Source organism: Halobacteriovorax sp. BALOs_7, assembly GCF_003612895.1.
Classification (GTDB): domain Bacteria; phylum Bdellovibrionota; class Bacteriovoracia; order Bacteriovoracales; family Bacteriovoracaceae; genus Halobacteriovorax_A; species Halobacteriovorax_A vibrionivorans.
Genome location: NZ_CP027772.1, coordinates 2,313,778 through 2,334,847, shown reverse-complemented (window position 1 = coordinate 2,334,847; position 21,070 = coordinate 2,313,778). Strand labels below are relative to the sequence as shown.

The following is a 21,070-nucleotide window of genomic DNA, read 5'->3' as shown; positions in this document are numbered from 1 at the left end:
TAGAGCTAGTACTTATAAAGCGGAATATTTTGACATGAGATACCGTAAATGCGTAAAATTAATAGTAAAGTACTTATGGAGGAGACTTAATAATGGATAATTTCTACCCACTTAAAAAAGTGGCCGATATATATGGTGACCCAAATTTAAAATTTACGATTCAAGACTTAGAATCGCAAAATAAAATTCCAAGCTCCCGCAAGTACCGTAGTGGCGCAATCTTTAGAAAAGGTTGGCCAACTGGGTTACTTCCACAAATAGGTGAAGAGGTTGGATATTTCAAAAAGTTTGAAAAGTCGACTTCAGTTTGTGTTTTTACGACAAAGGGTGGAGTTTTAAAATCAACTCTTGCTTTAAACCTTGCTCGTACAGCTGCATTACACGGACAAAGAGTTTGTGTTGTCGGTCTTGATATTCAGGGAGATGTCACAACGTCTTTAGGTTATGACTCTGAGGTTGATGATGGTGAAGACCTTGGTGAACTGATTCAGCGTTTAGATCAAACAAAAGGACTCTGTGATTACTTTAGTGGTGAAGCCACTTTAGAAGATGTGATTGTTCAGGTTGGTCTACCTAATCTCTTTATCATTCCAGAAACACCTGAGTTAGTTGCTTTAAATGATTCTTTAAATAATATTAACCGACGTGAGTTTTGGTTAAAAGAACGTGTTATTGATCCTTTAAAAGAACATTTTGACCTTGTGATTATGGACTGTTCTCCAAATTGGAATAAGTTAACTACAAATGCTCTTGTAGCATGTGATGCGCTAATTTCTCCTCTGGAGTGTAAGATTAATAACTTTAGAAACTTTAGAGTTTTCTCACACTTCTTAAAAGAATTTAAAGATGAAATGAGATTAGATTTTGAATCTATTTTTGTTCCAACAAAATATTCTTCTAATAAAAAATTAAGTAACGATATCCTTAATTGGTACTACGCCAATGTTGAAGGCTGTACGACAATTGGAATCAAGGAATCAGTTAGCGCAGAAGAAGCAATGGCCTTAAACCTTTCAATTGCAGAACACGCAAGTGGAAAACCGATTGCAAAAGATACGATTGAGTTGTTTAAGCAAATTCATAAAGCAATTGAAGAGTCGCATTCACGTCGATCAAATCAGTCTGAATCATTGAAGCATCAAGCGCGTGTTATGGGTGGGATTGCAAATAGCAATCTTGGCAACCTTGGGGCGTCACTTGGACATGGGGTTTAAATTATGGCAATTGGCCTAGGCGATTTAGCCGCTAAAAATAAAGTAGCAACTCAAAAAGTAGGAGAGGTAAGAAAGACTTCTCCTATTAATAATGATCTTCTAAAGAATCATAATGAAGCCACTGAAAAAAATAATCGTCAGAATCAATTAAGGCCATGGGAGGCAAAGTCTCAGGCCCAAAAGAGTACGGTAGCATCTCTTGCTGTTAAAAAGGCAAGTGAAGTTGCTATGAAAAATGAAGCTATGGCCCGTGAACTTAGAAAGAGCTTTACTAGTGCTCAAAAAGAGCTAGAGCTTGAAATGTATATTGAAAATCGTGAAAAAGAATTTCTTAATATGGATAATTCACGTGATCTAAATAAATCAAGAAAGAGAATCCATACACATCGATCTTTTCTAAAAAGATTAAGAGATTCACTCTTTAGGTCTTAGACTCTTATCAATTTTAAAATTCTCAAATTCTCGATCATTAAAGCAATGGAGAATTTTATTTGTATATTTCTTTAAAAGTACTTTTTGATTTCCACCTTTAAAGAATTCATTGAAGGCCTTGGAACATAGCTTCTTTGTAAACTTATGATCAACTTCGCTACACTTTTCAATAAACTTACAAGAGTGAGGGTAGCCTCGATAGCACTTCATCGATTCGATATCGCAACTTTCTTCACTTACTTTCTTTCCATCACATGAAAAGAATAGGGCAGTAAAGCTAAGAAGAAAAAAAATATTAAATAACGCCTTCATCAATGAGAATGTCCTTAAATTTATTAATAATATCATGTTCGAAATCATCAATATGTTTCACTGTTATTTCCATGAGAGCATCTCTTGGATTCATTCCAGATATTGTTACATGCTTATCATATGTATTAACTAGGGATAGAATCATAATCGGTAAAGTTAAATTCTTAAGCTTATTTGGCCCTTTCCCTGTTAGTACTTCTTCGTGGTTGACGATTAACTCAAGAACACCTTTTTTAACCCAAGGTCGATCTTTTAAAGCACTTATGGCGTCTTTTACATGTAGGCCATATATTCTTTGCTCATCATCATTCATATCTTCTTTATGTTTTTTGAACAACTCTTGATCTTGTTTGTTTAGTCTTGTTAAACCTACATCGTGCAAAAGAGCGGCAGTTGAGATATTAGAAATTTCTTTGTCACTACAACCCACTCGAATTGCTAATCTCGTTGCCAAGCTTGCAACATTCATAGAGTGTGCGATTACAAGATCTGTATCAATTGTTTTCTTTTCAAAAAATTCTTTTAAAGCATCCGGACCAGTTTCTAAAACTTTCTTAAGTTTTTGTGCTGCCACTTCAGTCATTTCATAACTTTTTTCGCTATCTGGATTTTTAAATGATTGCTCTACGGCGGTTAGACATGCTCCTTCAACCACTGCAACTTTTTGCTCTATACCAAGGTCTTGATCTTCAAGTTTTTCATTCATGAGTTCTTGAATATATGTTTGATACATATGGATATCTTCATCATCGATATAGAATTTAGCAACTTTTTGTTTCGTTAACTTTTCTAATTTATCTGTTGGAATCAGTGTTCCAGCTTCCTGATACTTTAAGTAAGTCTCTTTAAAATAAATATAGAGATCAAAAGTGATCGTTTTGGATGGACTAATAGTTGTAATTTGTAATGGTATAAACTTCATCTCTTCTCATTAAATTATATCTATACTATTAGTGTATTTCTAAAACGTGTTTATTACAATAATAGAGGAGAATTATTCTTCTTTAATAGGAATTTTAAAAGAGACAAGAGTTCCAGGATTTTGGTTTTCAATGATGAAGGTTATGTTTAAGAGTTCAGAATAAGAGCGAATAATAAAGTATCCAAACCCTGATCCTTTCTCTCCAAGTGTTCCAATACTTATACCTGTATCATGATGGTTTTTTATTTTTTGAATTTTTTCTTTTTTGATACCAATACCATTGTCAATAATATCAATGACTAAGTGATCGTTCTTAAGTTTTGAATCTATTTTTATGAAACCACCTTCTGGTGTGAACTTAATTGCATTAGAGATGACGTTTCCAATAATTTGATGAGTGAGAATTGGAAGATTAGAAACGATAACCTGATTTATATTATCTTGGTTAATTTTAAGCTTGATATTTTTTCTATCACATTGAGGTCGAAATATTGTCTCAATATTATTTATTAACTCCTTGAGCGAAAAAGCCTTCATTTCTGGTTTGTTATTTATTAAGGCTTGTTCTGACTTAACATTATCGAGAATATCTTTTATATGATTGGTCGCTGAATAGATTTTTGGCCAAGCCTTCTTATCATCGACATGACCTCGTCTTAAGTACCGGCTAGCATAACCAGAGATCACAAATAGTGAGTTGGCAATATCATGAGAAAGTACTCTGAGCAGTCGAATATACTTTTGTTGATCAAGATTTTTGATCTTATTAATTTCATTTTCTTTTTTGATTCGATTAATTTTTAACCCTAGTGCAATAGATAACACAAAAGTCTCGATAACATTTCCAAAAAGAATGGAGTGTTGTGTATAGAAGTTATATTCAATGAGTCCATATGAGGATGCAAAATAAGCAAATGCACTTGCATATAAAATAAGCCATGAAAGTAAATAAACCTTTGACTCTGAGCTTGGATTTTTAAAGTTAATATATATTGTCGTTCCAAGAACAGTTATACAGACATATAGAATGTATAAGTCAATGATTGTTCCTACTGGAATCGTCCCAATCCATACTTCATTAAGACTGATAAGTGTGCAGCATATAATCCATATTATAATAGAGATGATTTTTAAACATCGATAAAGTTTTTGATTTATTTTTTCAAAATCTAAAAGCTTATAAGCGAAGGTGAAAGTAAAAAATGCGGCAGATGTACTAAATACACCTAGAATACTTTTTAGAAAATATAATCCTAGGATATTTTGAAGATAGCCCGTAAGTGTCATTACTGTTAAGCATACGAAAAATAAAAAACTTGAGTATATGAAATAGGCCGTTTCGCGTACAAGAAAAAATAGTACAAAGTTATAAATTAGTAAGGATAGGATTATTCCAAAGTAAAGCGTATTTAATATGATATGGGCATACTCTGTTTTAAAGAAATTATTTAAACTGTATAGGTTTACTTCAGAGTCTAATCGATGAATAGAATTTAGTCTAACAACGTAAGACTTTTGTTCTCCACTAGGGATATTTACATAGAAAGAATTGAATAAGCGAAATGTGGATTCTTCCCACGTTTGGGTTTTTGTTAAAACTCCATCATTTAGAAGAAAAAGATTGCTCGTATCAATAAAGCTAGATGTAAAGTGGACGGTACCTTTAAATAGATTACTACTGTTATTTTTAAGGGTTATCTTAAACCAGATATAGTCTTTGGTGTATTCAATATTAAATGAGTTTGCTTTATTAGTATGGAAGTCTGTGTTTTGGAATTCTTTATTAGAGCTACGCCTTATTGAGATTACTTTCGAAATATTAATCTTATTATTCTTTAAGAGGCTAGCTGTATTATCTGTAATTTCATAGATTGAATCATTCGCTGCGCAAATAGTAGGAACTATCATTAGAAAACTAAAGAGAATAATCAATTTTTGATAGCGAAAAAACATATAGATATTATAGGGCTTAATAAGACTTATTGAAAAGAATTTGTTTAAGTTCTATCTGTAAAAAATCAGCTAATCTTTCTTTGATAGAATCAATTTGTAAATGTACAATTTGAATATATTTATGCTTTAGAGAGTAACTTATGAAGAAGTTGAATTTTTATTTTGATTTTACGTCACCATATTCATACCTGAGTATGATGAAAATAGATAACGGCCAATTAGATGATCGTTATGATATCGAGTTTATGCCTGTTATGGTGGGACGTTTATTTGCTTTGAATGAATTATCAGCTCCAGCTCAAGTGAAAAATAAAGCACTTTATCTTTTCAAAGAAGCCTTAAGGTCTGCAGATAGACAAGGAGTAGAGTTGACTTCTCCGAGAACCTTGCCATTTAATTCTCTTCCATACTTGAGGATGGCATTAGGTTTAAAAGAAGATAAAGTTAAACAAAGAGAATTTATAGTTAAGACTTTTCAATATGGTTGGAGAGATGGACTTGATTATGAAGACTACGATGGGTTTAAAGCATATATAACTAAAGATTGCTTACTAGAAGCTGAGTACGAAGAATTAGAAAATTCTAAAGAGTTAAAAAAAGAACTTAAGAAATTAATAAACTCTGCGTATGAAAGAAAAATTTTTGGTGTTCCTACATTTGAGGTTAACGATGATTTTTATTGGGGTGATCACAATTTCGAGTCCCTCGCAAAAAAAGAATTTTTAGACTATAATCAACACAAAGAATTTTTAAAGTTCAAAGAATTTTTTAAGGATGAAAAATGAAAAACATAATTAAGTTATTTACAATTCTTCTTTTAAGCTCATTTGTATTTGCAAATACAAAAGTAATCTTAAAGACTAATTTTGGAGATATCACTTTAAAACTTTACGATAAGAAAGCTCCAAAAACTGTAAAAAACTTTCTCGAATACGTAAACTCTGACTTCTATAATGAAACGATCTTTCATCGAGTGATTGATGGTTTTATGATTCAAGGTGGAGGATATGATACAAATCTTAAAAAGAAGAAAACAAATAAGCCAATTGAAAATGAAGCGACAAATGGCCTAAGTAATGTACTTGGAACAATTGCAATGGCACGTACATCGGTAATTAATTCGGCGACTTCTCAATTCTTTATCAATGTTAAAGATAATACTTTCCTTGATCATTCAGGAAAATCACCTTCTCAATATGGATACGCAGTATTTGGTAAAGTCATAAGTGGAATGGCCGTGGTTAATCGAATCAAGAAGACAAAAACTGGAAAGAATGGACCATTTCAGAATTTACCAAACACAAATATCGTGATTAAGAAGGCTTACGTCCTCCCTTAAGCTTTATTCTGTAGTTTAAAACTCGGGTATTATACGTTCAGCAATAGCAAATTCTTCGTTTTGAAGAATTCGCTTCATTTTCTGAGATATAATTTATCCATGGGTTCATTAAACTTTAAAAGTAAACCAAAATTAAATTATTCTAAATTTAACCAAATTAATGGGAAGCATCCTTTACAGAAATCTTGTAAGGACGCTTTTATTACATATCAAGCAAGACGCAGACACGGCGGTAAGCTCGCTTTCTTTAATTTTGACCTTGCTAAGGAAATGGGCCTAATTCCAATGTCTCATCCTGAAGAGGTAACACCTGAGTTAGAAGAGAAGATTTTAGAGACATTTTCAATCGTTATTATTAATGAATACGATATTGAAAATGAGATAGAGTTCCCTGAAGAGGATATTTTGCCAAATAGATACATGGCAACACGCTACCTGCAATTACAACATCCTAATAAACAGGGGAAAACATCAGGTGATGGAAGGTCTGTTTGGAATGGTGTTGTAAAAAATAAGGGAAAGGTTTGGGATATTTCAAGTCAAGGAACAGGAGCAACGAGCCTTTCTCCTGCTACTCATATACAAAACAAATTCTTTCAAACAGGGGATCCAACAATATCATATGGTTGTGGATATTCTGAGTTTGATGAAGGGCTTGCAACCTTAATGTTTTCAGAAGTTATGAATAAGAATAACTATGAAACAGAAAGATGCTTGGCCATTATTAAGTTTGAAGATAATATTTCAATAAATGTAAGGGCAAATCAAAACTTGATTCGACCTTCTCATATGTTTAATCACTTAAAACAAAGTAATTATGATGCCCTTAAGGATATTGTTAATTACTATATTGATCGCCAAGAAACAAATGGTACTTGGAAAAACGTCCCTAAAACAGAGAGTAGGCGATATAAATACTTTTTAAAAAAACAGACTGAAGTTTTTGCAAGACTAGCAGCAAACTTTGAGGATGATTATATATTCTGTTGGCTTGATTGGGACGGTGACAATATTCTAATGAATGGTGGAATTATTGACTATGGATCAATTAGACAATTTGGCCTATTTCATCACGAGTATCGCTTTGATGATGTTCAAAGGTTTTCAACAACAATAAAAGAACAAAAAGATAAAGCAAAGTATATCGTACAAACATTTATTCAAATTGTTGACTACTTAGAGAATAAAGAAAAACGTCCAATAAGTGATTTCTATCAATCAACTTTTCTTCGTAACTTTGACAATTTATTTGACGAACAAAAAAAGATTAATCTCTTATCCAAAGTAGGTATTGCTCCTAAGTATCATGAGTTCTTAATAAAGAAATATAATTACATAATAGAAAGCTTTTCAAAGGACTTTTCATACTTTGAAAGGACTAAATCAACTTATGGACTATATGAAGTAAGTGATGGCGTTTGTTGGGATGCAATTTTTTGTATGCGTGATATTCTAAGGGAATTACCTCAAATTATTTTAAGTCGCGGAGAGACTATTGGAAGACAAGAGTTTGTTGATATTGCCAAATCTACATATGCAACTCAAGAAGATCTTGCAATTAATTCATACAGGGGAGCTAAAATTGATAGCTTCCAAAAGAATTATATGTCTCTTATAAAAACAATTGCGAGAAAAGAGAATAAGGATGAAAAAGATATCCTTCTTGAAGTCCTAATGCGTTCTTCAATCATTAATAAGTTCGATCGAGTTACAGGTGATAGTATTGCTCGTATTGTAGAATCAATTGTACAAAAGCAAAAAAAGTTTGATCCTAATACGATGTTTTCAGCTATGGTTGATTTTAGGGAACATCAAACATTTGATCCTGATAATATTGTTCCAAAACAAGAGCGAAACTCTAATACCAAAAAAGAATTAAAACCTATCGTTACTGAATTCCTACAAATTGTAAGAGATTATAGAGAAGGCATCTAAGAAATGAAAATTGGTTTATATGGTGGAGGGGACTTCTGTGATAATGAGGAAATCGATGAGCATATTTTTGAAATGTGTGAAAGCGAAGAGCCAAGTATTACTTTTATCCCCGCCGGTTCATATGAGTCGGAACTAGATTTCGTCGACTTAATTAAAGCATATAAGAAAATCGGTTTTAAAAGGTTTATTCACTTTCCTGTTGACCACGAATTTGATTCAACATTAATGCAAGAAGCTCTTTCAAGTGATGTCATTCATCTTGGAGGAGGTAATACCTTTTATTTTATCAAGCATCTTAGACGAAGTGGTATTTTTAATCGTTTAATTGAATATGCAAATAATGGTGGTATTCTAACAGGTCTTTCTGCCGGTGCAATCATGACAACTCCAAATATAATGACGGCATCCTTTCCTCCGTGGGATCGTGATGATAATGAAGATAATGTACGAAACTTTAAGGCCATGAATTTAGTGGACTTCGAGTTCTTTCCTCACTATAGAAAATCTAAACGATATGATATTGAATTGAAGAGACACTCAATTTTATCTCGATTTCCTATATATGCTTGTCCAGATGGCAGCGGTCTTGTTGTAACAGATGAAGAAATATATGTTCACGGAGAATGTTACATCTTTGAAAATGGTCAAAAATATAAGTTATAGATTATTTACGATGACTCGGTCTAGTAAGTAGGAAGGTAATGATAGATAGCCCAATAAGTGAAATAATGACTTTTATTGTTGGGGCCACATCTACATATATAAGTGAATAACTAAAGAGTGCAATAATCATTGAGATTGCAATAATCTTACTCTTAATTGATACGACGCCATACTTATTCCAATCAGTAATAATCTCACCAAATATTTTATGATTAAGTAACCATTGGTAGTACTTTTCACTGCTTCGAGAAAAGCAGTAGGCACTAAGTAGCAAGAATGGTGTTGTTGGAATTAAAGGTAAAAAGACTCCAATTATAGCTAAGGCTACGAATGCAATTCCAAAACTTAAATAGATAATTCTCTTGCTTTGATTGATCATATCTTTTTATTAAAATGTTTTAATAGGTGAAGTAGGCTTCTTCTTGGCCTTGATACAGAACCTCACTGGTGCTGGATATCCTTCTACTGTTTTACTCTTATCATTATCATCTAAAAAATCTTCAAGTGATTGATGTGGCGGAGGACACCAAGGAGTCTTCCTTTGCTCTTCAAAATTAGTTGTAGACACTGATACGACTTCAATATCTATAAAGCCTGTTCGATTAATCCAATTCTTTAAACAAGTTAGGGTTGGTAGGAACCATACATTTCTCATTTTTGAATAACGATCTTCAGGAAAGAGGCAAGTCGAGTCTTCACCAGGTATACCAATTGTCTCTATAATCATTTCGCCACCAGGTACGAGGGCCTCTCTTATTGAGATTAATTGCTCAAGAGGATGACGGTGATGATAAAGAACACCCATGGAAAAGATCACATCGTAGAAAGATCGAAAATTAGGAAGGTCTTCAATTCCAAATAATTCAAATTTTAAATTATCATGCCCTTTAAAATGATTAATAAAATCAAATTGGGCCTGGTTGTGCATAACGGGATCGATTCCAATTACAAGTTTTGGATCTTGTTTGGCCATCTCAAACATATAGTAGCCATTGTTACAGCCAACATCGAGAACAACCTTGTCTTTTAAATCAGGAAGAGATTCCTTAAGACGCTCCCATTTCTTATCAGATCTCCATTCAGCATCAATATCTAATTCACCAATTTGAAATGGTCCTTTGCGCCAAGGAATTAGCTCTTTGGCCGTTTCAATTGTCTCAGTAGAGTTAAGCTTGAGTGAAGGAATTCGATCAAAAATAGCTTTGTATTCTTTTTGATACTTTGTACGAAACTCATGAAGTTTTGCTTTCTTTAGCTTTCTTAAAGACTCTATATCAACACGATTACCAAATTTTTCTAAATATTCTAAATTGTCCATTTTCTCTACTTAATTCTACTTGATACAAAGATAACAAGAAAAATTATACCATCTAAAAATCATCTCAGACTTCTCAAACCCAGCATCATTTAACATCTTCATCTGTTGTTGTGGAGTTAAAGGCTTTAAAACATTTTCAAGGGCCTCTCGTTTTTGAGAAATCTCCATTTCACTATATCCATTTCTTCTTTTGAAGTCATAGTAGAGGTCAATGAGTAAATTATCGATCTGCTCATCTTGGCAAATAATTTTCTCTGCCAGAATGAAGCATCCATTTTCATTCAGTCCATTATAGATATTTTTTATGACCTCAAGTCTTTCTTCCATTGGAAGAAATTGAAGAGTGTAATTCATGATAACCATGCCTGCATCTTCAATCTTTGTTTCTGTAATAGATTCTTCTTTTAGTTCGACATTATTTTGAAGTCCGTGAGCATTAAGCTTTTGTGAAGCTTTCTCTAGCATTGGCTTAGATGTATCAATCCCGATAAACTCTGGTAGGGGACGATCATTTTGTCTAAAGTGGTCTGCCATTAAAAGCATTGTTGTTCCTGTTGAGCATCCTAGGTCAAAGACTTTTCCACTCTTATAGAAACGACGAGTCAGATCAATAATGATCTTATGAATTTCATGGTAATTTGGAATACTACGAGACACCATGTCATCAAATACTGATGCAACATTTTGGTTAAATTCAAAATCAGAGATCTTCTCAATTTTATTGGCAAAGACCTTATCTTCGCCATTGTTCATAAATTTGTTTGTCATGGGCCGAAATTAGAATAAGTTTCGGCCATTGTCCAATTTATCTATAAATTATACCTACTAATCTACTGTAATTTCATGTAGTTATTGTGCCGCGTGAAATTTTACTTTGAATAAGTAATTTTTATTGGTATGTAAACAAAATATATTAAAGACAGTAACAACGCAGGTATTATGACAAAAGAAATTAGTAAAGGTGAAGCCTTTAATGAAACGCTAAGAGTTTTGGCCCATGACTACTCTGGACATATGCATCTCATTAGATTCTGTATCGATGAGATTTTACAAAAGCAAGATCCAGAAAATCCATTCGTTAAAAGACTTAATCAAGGTCTTGAAAGATTTCAAACAGATCTCGATTTGCTTAAGCAATCGACTCCATATTTTTTAGAAGAAGAAGTTCAAATAAGTAAAATTGCTTCACGTGCATTTGGCCAAGGCCGAATTTATTTAAAGAAGCATTTTGCGGATTTAACTTGGTCTATTGTTGGTGATGGCAGTATTGAAGCAAAGAATGCTAACACTTTAAGTGAAGGACTGTTCGCTTTTGCCCACCTATTTTCTACATTAGCAAAAAAAGAGGGAAGAGATTCGATTCATATCACCTTAGAAATTAAAGACGGGTTAAGAAAATTAATATTTCTTAAGTCAGATTTAAACAAATACTTAAGACAGGACCTTGATTCCATCTTAAACTTAGGTGACGAAAACGAAAAAACATTGAGAAGATACATCGGTGTCGAAAACTTTGTGGCCAAGGGTTGGGAATACGATGTGCTCGATGGGGAAAACAATTTATCGGTGAGGTTAAAATTATGACAATGGCAACAGACAAGGAAATTTGGATTTTAGAGGATGATGAGGGATGTCGTTTTGTATATGAACAAACTTTAGTTCATCGCTACAACAACTTAAAGTTCTTTACTTCTATTGAAGATTTTCAAAAGGCTTTAAGTGAAACGGAAAAGAACCCAGCATTAATCATTGCTGATTTAATGTTAGATGATGGGAACTTTATGACTTACTTAAACCATTCTAAAGATCGACGTTTAATGGTAATACCATTTATCATCGTTTCTAGTATTGATGATATCGATGCTCTAAGATTCTGCTTTATGGAAGGCGCACTAGATTACTTAACAAAACCATTTAAAAAGAATGAACTAATCGTGAAGATTGAAAATGTCTTTAACGGTAGTCCACGTCGCATGGTTCAACCAATAGCACATAAATCGATGCTTCTTGATGGAAAAGAAGTTGAGCATTTAACAAGTAAGCAAAAACAACTACTGGGTCTATTTATTAATTCTCCACATCGCATCGTAAGCCGTGATGACATTTTAGATAATGTATGGGGAGATACAACGGTTCACCCTAAAACAGTTGATGTTCACTTATATAACTTAAGACGTAAACTACACGACTATGGTTATATCATCCGCTCTGAAGGTGGAGGAAAGTGGTCATTAATACCTGATACATATGAAAAATCTGCATCAAGTAATGACGACAGTCATAGTGCAAATTCTTCAGGTGATGAGCAATCATCTGTATCATCTATGTAATACAGAAAATAAATAATAATAGTGAATTCTCCTATATTTAACTATAGGGGAATTCCTGTTTTTTTGAAGTTGTTGATTTAGTATTTAAGCTTACGAGACGCCAAGTGAAAGAGATTAGTAATAACTTATCAAAAGAGTTATTCCATTCAGATGTTTTCTACAGCCACATCGACTTTGATGGAACTTATATACATTTAAGTGAAGTCTATATGGGCTATGGAATTGTTGTTGGAGACTCAATTCTTGAGACAATCATTCCAGCAAAGCGAAAATTCTTCGAAAAACAAATAGCCGAAGCACGCAAAGGTGAAATCGTGCACTTTTTCACTGAAACGCGAAATCGATTAGAAGAAATTGATAAGTGGGAGATGTGGCTACAACCATCATATTCAGCAGATGGTAATTCGATAGAGTATATAGAGGTTTTTAGTCGTAACCTGAATGCAGGAACAGAAAACTTTATTTCATCACTATTTAAGAATTTTTATACAGCAACAGATGATGACCTTTATATCTTAAATGATGAATTATATATTTTAGATATAAATAAATCATCAAAGAATAGTGATATCGGTAAAAGCTTTTCTGAAATTATGGAAAGAGATGATGATTATCTCTTCTTTCTAAATACTTTTGAACAGGCCAAACGACTAAATGGAGTGGCCCTTAAAGTCACTCATCCAATACGAAAAAGTAATAGAAATCAAAAACGCTATTGTCGTATTAGTGTAACGTATATGATTATTCAGGGCGTTGGGCGCTATATGCTACAGATTAGAGATGTTCATCAAGAACACTCAAATCGATTAGCACTCAAGATTCAAGAAAAGCAATTTGAAGAGTTTGAAAGATGGCGCTCTCTTGGACAGATGTCTGCTGGGATTGCCCATGAAATAAATAATCCACTTTGTATTATTAGAATTCAAGCTGAACAATTATTAGATCGCCTTGGTAGTCAAAGAAATGATATCGATCCTTCTCATTTAAAAAAGCTAGATAGTATTGTTAAGCAAGTTGATCGAATCGAAAATATCGCAAATAGTTTAAAGATTTATTCTCGTTCATCAAATTCTATTTCTAAACAGACTCATTATCTTGATGACCTAATTAACGATACACTTGGCCTTTTTCAAGCTCAAACTGGTCGCGAAATTTATATTGACTATAAAAATAATTATAAAGAACTTGAAATTGAATGTAAGAAGAATGAGTTTTACCAAGTTATTTTAAACTTATTGATGAACTCTTATCAAGCAGTTCAAAAGTTCAACTCTTTAGAAAATTGTTGGATAAAAATTTGGATAGAAAAAACAATTTTAAATCAATATGTCATTTATATTCAAGATGGTGGTAATGGAATAAAGAATGAAGTTGTAAAAGATATCTTTACACCATTTTTTACCACTAAAGATGTCGGAAGTGGAACAGGGCTTGGCCTAAGTATTTCAAAGAAGCTTGCTTTGGAAAATGGAATGATTTTAGATTTTGAAAAAGACTTTAATTATACAACATTTTCAATAACACTAGGCTTAGATATAACTAAGCCTAGTGAGTAATTTCTTATTTTAAAACTTCTTGAAGTTGTCCAGATTGAAACATTTCTGTAATGATGTCATTACCACCAACTAATTCACCCTTGTAGTATAATTGTGGGTATGTTGGCCAATTTGAATAGGCCTTTAATCCTTCTCTAATATCCATATCTTCTAGAATATTAAAAGTCTTATAAGGCTTACCAACTGAGTTTAGCATTGCAATAGTATTTGCAGAGAAACCACACATTGGCATGTCAGGAGTACCTTTCATAAAAAGAAATAGATCTGCAGAATTAATTAATGATTTAATTTGCTCATTAAGTTCTGAGTTCTTATCTACATTTGAAACGGCCTCACCTTGATTAATTGGTGTCGATTCTTTTCCTAAGATATTAAATGGGTTATCGCTCATACAAGATTCCTTTTTTTATAATTTTCTCTATCTTACCTAATAATAGTGGCTTTGAAAATGGCCAATGGTAAGTAGCTAATATTAAAGACGTTCGTTGAGCCAGAGTCTCAATTGCATGATTTCATCGATGTCGATATCATGCTCCATTTCATATTGATAAAACTCTGAACTTGCACCAAGCTTGTTGATATGATCAATTCCGGCCTTCGTTTGATTGATATCTATGACTGGATCATTAGTACCATGAGCACAGAAAATATCAGTTTCTCTTAGGCATTTGCTGAGGCCCTGGGGTAGTCTTTCGGGATAAATCCTTGGGGACATAAGAACTATTCCACCTAATTTGTGCTCAAGCTGGTAAGCGGTTTCAAGGCTTACGCAACCTCCCTGTGAAAAACCAGCAAGGAAGATGTCTTCATAATCAAGTTGTTCATTTTGTTTAACCAAGTCATGGATTAGGCTTTTTATAATAGAGACACTATTTTCGATTCCAGGGATTGGATCCTTGGGTGGAATGTCATACCAACTGTAGCCAAAATAGTATTTCTTAGGAGCATTCAATAGAAGATAGCTTAGCCCAGTCACATTCACTTCTTAAGCAAATATTTTATAAGACTCAAGTGAGTCGCCAAGGCCATGCATGAGGATCATGACTTTTTGTGCACTGGTTGGAGCAATATCGCTTGAAGGTATATAGAAAGAGTCAAGTATTGGGGTGTGTTTTAGTGTTTTCATAGGGAAAAAATAGGAGATTGTTCGTTTTTATTCAAGTTTATTCTAATTTTTTTTTATGAACGGTCGATAGAATAGTATCTACTGAATCCACGGAACACAGGAGGAAAATGTGTCAACAACTGATATTCTAAAAGTTGAAAAAAGAGATGTAGGAGCTTCAACAGCTCAAATGAGAAAAGAAGGATATATTCCAGGCGTAATCTTTGGAAAAGATTTTGATGGTGCTAACTTTAAAGTACCTAAAGTTGACCTAGCGAAATTTCTTCATAATTCAGGGAAAGTTTTTGAAGTAGAATTTGCAGGGAAGAAACACCTTGTAACTCTTAGTCACGTACAAAGAGGGCATCTAGGAACAGATTTTGTTCATTGCTCATTCCATAAAGTATCTGCAAAAGATAAAGTTTCACTTTCTCTTCCAATTCACTTCATTGGTGAAGCTGCTGGTATCAAGCAGGGTGGTCTTGTTAACATTAACTTCCACGAAGTTGAGGTTGAAGGTCTTCCAAAAGATATGCCAGAGTACCTTGAGTTTGATCTATCAGGACTTGAGCTTGATGAAAACTGGACTCTTGAGCACTTCACACTACCAAAAGGTCTTACTTGGGTACACGATGTAACAGATACAGTTGTTACATGTTCAATGCCAAGAGTTGAAGTTGAGCCAGAAGTTGAAGAAACTGAAATGGTTGTTGAAACTCACGCTGATGCAGAAGCAGCAGCTGAAGAAGCTCCTGAAAAAGAAGAAGCAGCTTCATAAAATAACTTAATCATCTTATGTTATTATATAGGGAGACCGTTAGGTCTCCCTTTTTTGTATTGGAGAGCTTTGTTATGAGGAGTTTAGAAACCTGGTTATCACTATATGGCCAATCCCATCAAAATCGTACTAACCAACGAATTCATGAAGTCTGTGTACCTTTGATCACTTGGTCATTACTGGGATTGTTGTGGGCCATTCCTACTCCTGAAAGTTTTGGTGCTTTTAACTGGTCCTGGCTCTTTGTCATATTGGCAAGTTTCTTTTATTTAACTTTAAAAAGCTTTAAAGCAATTAGTGTTGCCTTAGGTCTTGTCCTTCCTTTTATGTTCTTAAATCATTTCTACTTGGAGAGTTTCTTAGGAAGCTACTTCTTAATAACTTGGGTTTTAATTTTTGTTGTGGCATGGATAGGGCAATTTATCGGTCATAAGATTGAAGGAAAGAAGCCTTCATTCTTTGAAGATCTTCAATTCCTTCTTATTGGACCTATTTGGGTATTTCTTGGTGATAAATCTTAGGTCTATTTCCAAAAGTCATCGTGATAGTTGAAGTTTGTTAGCTCCTTTACCTTTTGTAGATAAATATGGATCTGCGGAGGAAATTGATATTCTGGAAAGATATACATTCCCCATATATGCGAAGCCAGTAGGATATCTAGAATAGTAAATTTATCACTTTCATAAAATGGTAATAACTTACTTGGAAGTTGTCCGAGATTTAATTCTAAACCTTTTAGAAAGAGCTGCTTGTTTTGAGCAAGTGTATTAAAAGGTCCACGCTTAGCTGATTTCTTATTTATAAAGTACTCGCGAGCTTCTGGAGTGAACTCTTTTGACCACGCCCAATATGGCATGCAGAGGTTGTGAACATCTTTTCCAAGCGCATCGAGATATTGCTCAAGTTGCTCATAACTTTCAGTATCCAATTTGTCTAAATGAAGATCTTTTTCACTTTTTTGCGCTAAAGCCTTAATTATGTCTAAGGATTCGTTCATTATTTCGCCATCAATTTCCATTATTGGTAGCATCTTTTTATTTGTAAGCTTAAGTGGTGTCTCTTCATCATTGTAGTCTAAAACCACCGACTCATAGTCTAGATCGAAGAATCCGAGTGCCATACGTACTCTTACACAGAATGGACAATGGATGTAATGATATAATTTCATATTTATTCCTTTCGGGTATTTGCGTCATGCCGTATCAGTAAATAATAGTACAATATTGTTAAGAATTATTTAAGGAAAAATCCATGTCATTAGCAATGCTATATAAAGAGAGAAAGTTTTGGCCCTTGTTCTGGACGATGTTCCTGGGTGCCGCAAACGATAATGTATTTAAGAATGCGTTAATTATTTTAATTACATATAAGAATGTTTCATTATTTGGTTTAGGTGCCGAGTCATTAGTTGCTTTTGCTGGTGGTGCATTTATTCTTCCATATGTTTTATTTTCTGCAACATCAGGTCAGATCTCTGACCATTACGATAAAGCACAAGTTATTAAAGTAACTAAGTTTACTGAATTAGCATTTATGGTTGTGGGATCAATTGGTTTTATAACAGAAAGTTATGGCCTGTTGATGTTGACTCTCTTTTTAATGGGTGCTCAATCATCATTCTTTTCTCCCGTTAAATTTTCATCGTTAAGAACAATATTAAAAGACGATGAATTAACAACTGGAACTGCCCTTATTGGTGGTGGGACATTTATTGCGATTCTTATCGGTACAATTATTGGGGGACTTGCAGCTGCCGCTCCTGATGCTACAAATGTCGCTTCTTTAGCAATCCTAGGATTTGCAATCTTGGGGATTATTACAGCAAGATTTCAAAATAAAATTAATGATATTAATGAAGATGTAAAAATCGATTATACGTTTATTAAGCCAACTTTTAAGCTCCTGGCCGACTCGATGAAAGATAAGAATTCTTTTAGGGCCATGATGGGAGTTTCATGGTTTTGGTTCTTAGGTTCATTCGTTCTATCAGTAATGCCAGCTATCATTAAAAATGTTTTCTTTGGTAGTGAGATGGTTGCTTCTATTTTTATGGCAACTTTTACAGTCGGGATGGGACTTGGCTCATGGATATGCTCAAAGTTATCTGGTAAGAGAATTGAGGTTGGAATGGTTCCAATCGCAGCCTTTGGTATGTCACTAGCTGTATTTGACCTTTATTATATTTCTACTCAGTGGCCAATGTCAGTCACTGGCGCATTAATGCCGCCTGCTGAATTCTTTACGCAGCCAATGGCCATTAGAGCAATAATCGATTTGCTTTTAATTACGATCTTTGGCGGAAACTTCTATATTTCTCAACTAACATTCATGCAACATAGTGCTCCTCTTGAGCGCTTAGCAAGAACGATTGCGGCCAATAATATATGGAATGCTATCTTTATGGTTGTAGCAGCTGTATCAATTATTTTACTGAAGAAATCAGGAGCAACAGCTCTTGATAATCTTGCTATCCTTGGTGGTGTTAATCTCATCTATGCGGCCATTACATATTACTTCTTTCATGAAGAGATGTGGCGCTTCTTCTTTCATATGTTAACAAATGTTTTATATGACATCGAAGTTGAAGGTGAAGAAAATATCCCTAAAGATGGTAAAGTCGTCATTGCTGCAAACCATACATCATTCGTCGATTGGGGAGTGGTTATGAGTCTTTCTCCTAGGCCTATACGTTGGGTAATTGATCACAGATATTATTTCATACCGGGACTAAAGCAATTCTTTATGCAAGGTCATCTTATTCCAATTGCAACACGTAAAGAAAACCCTGAGCTATTAGATAAGGCGTATTCTAAGCTCGATAAGACTCTTCAAGAAGAGCGCTGTGTTGGCTTCTTTCCTGAGGGATGGATTACTCGCGATGGTAAACCTCGTCGTTATCAGCCAGGTATTAAGAAAGTTGTTGAACAAACTAATGCTACGGTTGTTCCAATTGTTATAAAAGGTCTATGGGGAAGCTTTTATTCTTTTTCTGGTAAAGGTGTTTTTAAAGGAATCAGATGGAATTTACTTAAACGCCGAAAGGTGAGAGTAATTGTTCTTTCGCCAATTGGCCCTGATGAGTTCTGCTATAAAGACTTAGAAGATAAAATGGTAAGTGAATATGTAAAGCCTCTGTCATCATAACAGAGGCTTTTTTTATTTTTATGGTGTAACGATATTAAATGTTTTAGGGAATATATCTAAACTACTACTTAATTCATTTAAAGCGTTTTGATCTCCATTAAAAGATACGTCATCTCTCTTATTTAATTGCTTAAATGTAGCTGCACCCATTGCTAGTTCAACAAGTTGAGCATGTTTAATTTCAATCTTATTATCACTACTAGAAGCAAGCTCTCTCTGTTTTTTACTAGGTGCTTTGCTTGAATATGTTAAGACACTATTTCTAAGGGAAATATAGTATCGCTGTTTCTTGTCTGTTACATTTAATTCGATTGAAATATCTTTATTCTTAGCTTTCTCGCTATTTACTCGAACGGCCAAGTAATCAAGAAGTAATTCCGTATCCATTTCAGCTAAAATAGCAGGTGAGGCTGTGGCCGAAGCAGGAGCTCCAACGCCATTTCTTAATTCATATGCTCCTTGTGCATAAAAGTTTCTCCACGTGGCATTCTCCGCCTGATAGGCAAGCTGTTCATATGTATCTGCTAAGAGTTGTTTTGCTTTAACATTCTCAGGCTGTGCATACACAAGTTTATTTAGTACTTCTGCTACATATCGATATTCACCTTTTTTAAAGTCTCGTACCGCTAAGTCTAGTACTTTTGCATCCCCACCCATATAGGCAATTGTTTTCTTTGCTGATTCAACTTGTGGAAGGGGATTTAATTCAGCCGGGTTACCATTAAAGAAGCCTAAGTACTTATCATAAACAGCTCTTGTATTATGGCTTAAGCTTCCGTAGTAGCCACGATTTCCAAATTCTTTTGCGATGTTAGGATTTAATTTAATACTATCGGCAAGCTCTGTTCCAGTCATTCCTTGATTAAGTCGATTTACAGTTTGATCGTGAATAAATTTATATAAATCTCTTTGAGTTGACATAAAAGAGACGACATTCTCATTACCAAATGTTGGCCAATGATGTGAGCTAAAGAGAACGTCAGCATTTCCATATTTTTCAAGCGCATGTTGAATATGTTTTGACCACGCTAAACTATCACGTACTTGTGCGCCTCTTAATGTTTGAATATTATGCATTGTATGAGTGATTATTTCTGCACCACAAAGCGCATTACTTCTTGGGAAGTAGGCCATCATCTCTGTTGGTGCTTCTGCTCCTGGAGTGTAGATAAATTCAATAGGAACTCCATCCACAACTAATCTCATATCTTTATCAATTACCTTTGTCGGTTTAGCTATTGCGTATTCACCGTTTGCAACAAAATTTCCTAGACCTGTTCCTATGGGACCTTGAATATTGAAGTCTAGTGTTCTGGCATACATGTATTCAGCTCTTCTACTCATGGCCGCTCCAGCAATAACATTTTCGCTAACAGACTCATGAGTAAAGCCAACAGGCGCATATACTTTTACTTTTCCACTGTTAAGGTCTTTCTTATTGGCCACACCATAGACTCCTCCAAAGTGATCAAGATGAGAATGTGTGAATATAACGGCCGTAACAGGTCTTCTTTCAACGTGTTTATTAATGAGCTCAAGTGCTGCTCTTGATGTCTCTGTTGCAGTAAGAGGGTCAATGACAATCCAGCCCTTTCTTCCTTTAACAAAAGATACGTTTGCAAGATCAATTCCTCGAACTTGGTAGATGTATTCATTAACTTTAAATAGGCCATTGATTGAATTAAGTTGTGATTGTCTCCAAAGGCTTGGGTTCACTGTTTCAGGGGCGTCGCCTTTTGTTAGATGGGAGAATTTTTTAGGCTCATACACTACCTTTGTTCCATCTTTAGACATAATGGGGGTTTCAATAGTTGCTATAAAACCCTTATTAGCACTATCAAAGTCTGATTTGTCACTAAAGTCTAGCTCTGAATAAAGTCTTTGATTAGCTTCTTTCGTATAATTTGATGCTGACTTGGATTCTTTATTAAATGTGTAAGATCCACCTCTTGAGCAACCTATTATTACGAGTGTAAGAAGTAAGGTTGGAATTGAAATTCTTTTTTGCATAGATTCTCCTTTAACTTTTCATAGGAGAATAATCGGTTGGGAAGAATCGTTTTATGATA

General features: G+C 34.1%; 23 protein-coding genes. 12 read left to right on the top strand and 11 right to left on the bottom strand.

The features are described from left to right. The first annotated feature begins 92 nt into the window (after positions 1–92). Positions 93–1,214, top strand: a complete 1,122-nt coding sequence (locus BALOs_RS11130) for a ParA family protein (protein ID WP_114705288.1) — start codon at positions 93–95, stop codon at positions 1,212–1,214. A gap of 3 nt (positions 1,215–1,217) precedes the next feature. Further along, complete coding sequence (locus tag BALOs_RS11125; protein WP_114705287.1) at positions 1,218–1,646, top strand: hypothetical protein; 429 nt, start codon at positions 1,218–1,220, stop codon at positions 1,644–1,646. Here BALOs_RS11125 and BALOs_RS11120 read toward each other — a convergent pair. The 3 genes from BALOs_RS11120 to BALOs_RS11110 all read right to left on the bottom strand — a co-directional run bounded on the left by BALOs_RS11120 (position 1,629) and on the right by BALOs_RS11110 (position 4,833). Further along, complete coding sequence (locus tag BALOs_RS11120) at positions 1,629–1,958, bottom strand: hypothetical protein (protein ID WP_120405222.1); 330 nt, start codon at positions 1,956–1,958, stop codon at positions 1,629–1,631. The two genes, BALOs_RS11125 and BALOs_RS11120, sit on opposite strands and share 18 nt — an antisense overlap. After that, complete coding sequence (locus BALOs_RS11115; protein WP_120405221.1) at positions 1,942–2,880, bottom strand: HD-GYP domain-containing protein; 939 nt, start codon at positions 2,878–2,880, stop codon at positions 1,942–1,944. Before BALOs_RS11115 ends, BALOs_RS11120 begins: the two co-directional genes overlap by 17 nt. Before the next feature lie 72 nt (positions 2,881–2,952). Beyond that, complete coding sequence (locus tag BALOs_RS11110) at positions 2,953–4,833, bottom strand: sensor histidine kinase (protein ID WP_120405220.1); 1,881 nt, start codon at positions 4,831–4,833, stop codon at positions 2,953–2,955. A 140-nt stretch (positions 4,834–4,973) separates the two neighbouring features. Here BALOs_RS11110 and BALOs_RS11105 point away from each other — a divergent pair, with 140 nt between their 5' ends. From BALOs_RS11105 to BALOs_RS11090, 4 genes are all read left to right on the top strand, one after another. Beyond that, the gene (locus BALOs_RS11105) at positions 4,974–5,618 is read left to right on the top strand and encodes a DsbA family protein (RefSeq protein ID WP_114705283.1); all 645 of its coding nucleotides are present in this window, start codon (positions 4,974–4,976) and stop codon (positions 5,616–5,618) included. Next, positions 5,615–6,172: a peptidylprolyl isomerase gene (locus BALOs_RS11100; protein WP_120405219.1), complete on the top strand. Its 558-nt coding sequence runs from the start codon at positions 5,615–5,617 to the stop codon at positions 6,170–6,172. The genes BALOs_RS11105 and BALOs_RS11100 overlap by 4 nt, the downstream gene beginning before the upstream one ends. Positions 6,173–6,271: 99 nt before the next feature. Beyond that, entirely contained in the window at positions 6,272–8,107 is a 1,836-nt protein-coding gene (locus BALOs_RS11095; RefSeq protein ID WP_120405218.1) for a hypothetical protein, read from the top strand. A 3-nt stretch (positions 8,108–8,110) separates the two neighbouring features. Next, positions 8,111–8,770 carry a Type 1 glutamine amidotransferase-like domain-containing protein gene (locus BALOs_RS11090; protein WP_114705280.1) on the top strand — a complete coding sequence of 220 codons (660 nt, stop codon included), beginning with the start codon at positions 8,111–8,113 and terminating at the stop codon, positions 8,768–8,770. 1 nt (position 8,771) lies between these two features. On the opposite strand, the gene BALOs_RS11085 is transcribed toward BALOs_RS11090, so the two are convergent. Genes BALOs_RS11085 through cmoA form a run of 3 tightly spaced genes read right to left on the bottom strand, consistent with a single transcriptional unit; the run spans position 8,772 to position 10,856 of the window. Continuing rightward, the gene (locus BALOs_RS11085) at positions 8,772–9,149 is read right to left on the bottom strand and encodes a YbaN family protein (protein WP_114705279.1); all 378 of its coding nucleotides are present in this window, start codon (positions 9,147–9,149) and stop codon (positions 8,772–8,774) included. Positions 9,150–9,158: 9 nt separating this feature from the next. Further along, positions 9,159–10,088, bottom strand: coding sequence for a tRNA 5-methoxyuridine(34)/uridine 5-oxyacetic acid(34) synthase CmoB (cmoB, locus tag BALOs_RS11080; RefSeq protein ID WP_120405217.1), 930 nt, complete (start codon positions 10,086–10,088; stop codon positions 9,159–9,161). Between the two features lie 15 nt (positions 10,089–10,103). Then, entirely contained in the window at positions 10,104–10,856 is a 753-nt protein-coding gene (gene cmoA, locus BALOs_RS11075) for a carboxy-S-adenosyl-L-methionine synthase CmoA (protein WP_120405216.1), read from the bottom strand. A gap of 171 nt (positions 10,857–11,027) precedes the next feature. Here cmoA and BALOs_RS11070 point away from each other — a divergent pair, with 171 nt between their 5' ends. The 3 genes from BALOs_RS11070 (at position 11,028) to BALOs_RS11060 (ending at position 13,974) form a co-directional block, all read left to right on the top strand. Beyond that, positions 11,028–11,672, top strand: a complete 645-nt coding sequence (locus tag BALOs_RS11070; RefSeq protein ID WP_114705276.1) for a hypothetical protein — start codon at positions 11,028–11,030, stop codon at positions 11,670–11,672. A gap of 2 nt (positions 11,673–11,674) precedes the next feature. Next, complete coding sequence (locus tag BALOs_RS11065) at positions 11,675–12,418, top strand: response regulator transcription factor (RefSeq protein WP_162929664.1); 744 nt, start codon at positions 11,675–11,677, stop codon at positions 12,416–12,418. 104 nt (positions 12,419–12,522) lie between these two features. Then, on the top strand, positions 12,523–13,974 hold the full coding sequence (locus BALOs_RS11060; RefSeq protein WP_120405214.1) for a sensor histidine kinase: 1,452 nt from the start codon (positions 12,523–12,525) through the stop codon (positions 13,972–13,974). A gap of 4 nt (positions 13,975–13,978) precedes the next feature. On the opposite strand, the gene grxD is transcribed toward BALOs_RS11060, so the two are convergent. The 3 genes from grxD to BALOs_RS15235 all read right to left on the bottom strand — a co-directional run bounded on the left by grxD (position 13,979) and on the right by BALOs_RS15235 (position 15,100). After that, on the bottom strand, positions 13,979–14,365 hold the full coding sequence (gene grxD, locus BALOs_RS11055; RefSeq protein ID WP_114705273.1) for a Grx4 family monothiol glutaredoxin: 387 nt from the start codon (positions 14,363–14,365) through the stop codon (positions 13,979–13,981). An 81-nt stretch (positions 14,366–14,446) separates the two neighbouring features. Further along, positions 14,447–14,950, bottom strand: coding sequence for an alpha/beta hydrolase (locus tag BALOs_RS11050; RefSeq protein ID WP_162929663.1), 504 nt, complete (start codon positions 14,948–14,950; stop codon positions 14,447–14,449). A gap of 9 nt (positions 14,951–14,959) precedes the next feature. After that, positions 14,960–15,100, bottom strand: a complete 141-nt coding sequence (locus BALOs_RS15235) for a hypothetical protein (protein WP_162929662.1) — start codon at positions 15,098–15,100, stop codon at positions 14,960–14,962. A 109-nt stretch (positions 15,101–15,209) separates the two neighbouring features. Here BALOs_RS15235 and BALOs_RS11045 point away from each other — a divergent pair, with 109 nt between their 5' ends. Together BALOs_RS11045 and BALOs_RS11040 are read left to right on the top strand one after the other, a co-directional pair. After that, positions 15,210–15,857, top strand: a complete 648-nt coding sequence (locus BALOs_RS11045) for a 50S ribosomal protein L25 (RefSeq protein WP_114705271.1) — start codon at positions 15,210–15,212, stop codon at positions 15,855–15,857. Between the two features lie 74 nt (positions 15,858–15,931). Next, positions 15,932–16,378, top strand: a complete 447-nt coding sequence (locus BALOs_RS11040) for a DUF962 domain-containing protein (protein ID WP_114705270.1) — start codon at positions 15,932–15,934, stop codon at positions 16,376–16,378. A 2-nt stretch (positions 16,379–16,380) separates the two neighbouring features. Here BALOs_RS11040 and grxB read toward each other — a convergent pair whose 3' ends face one another. Then, on the bottom strand, positions 16,381–17,025 hold the full coding sequence (gene grxB / locus BALOs_RS11035) for a glutaredoxin 2 (protein ID WP_120405212.1): 645 nt from the start codon (positions 17,023–17,025) through the stop codon (positions 16,381–16,383). An 83-nt stretch (positions 17,026–17,108) separates the two neighbouring features. On the opposite strand from grxB, the gene BALOs_RS11030 reads away from it, so the two are divergent. Next, positions 17,109–19,001, top strand: coding sequence for an MFS transporter (locus tag BALOs_RS11030; RefSeq protein ID WP_114705268.1), 1,893 nt, complete (start codon positions 17,109–17,111; stop codon positions 18,999–19,001). Positions 19,002–19,019: 18 nt separating this feature from the next. On the opposite strand, the gene BALOs_RS11025 is transcribed toward BALOs_RS11030, so the two are convergent. Then, complete coding sequence (locus BALOs_RS11025) at positions 19,020–21,011, bottom strand: alkyl/aryl-sulfatase (RefSeq protein WP_120405211.1); 1,992 nt, start codon at positions 21,009–21,011, stop codon at positions 19,020–19,022. Positions 21,012–21,070: the final 59 nt, after the last annotated feature.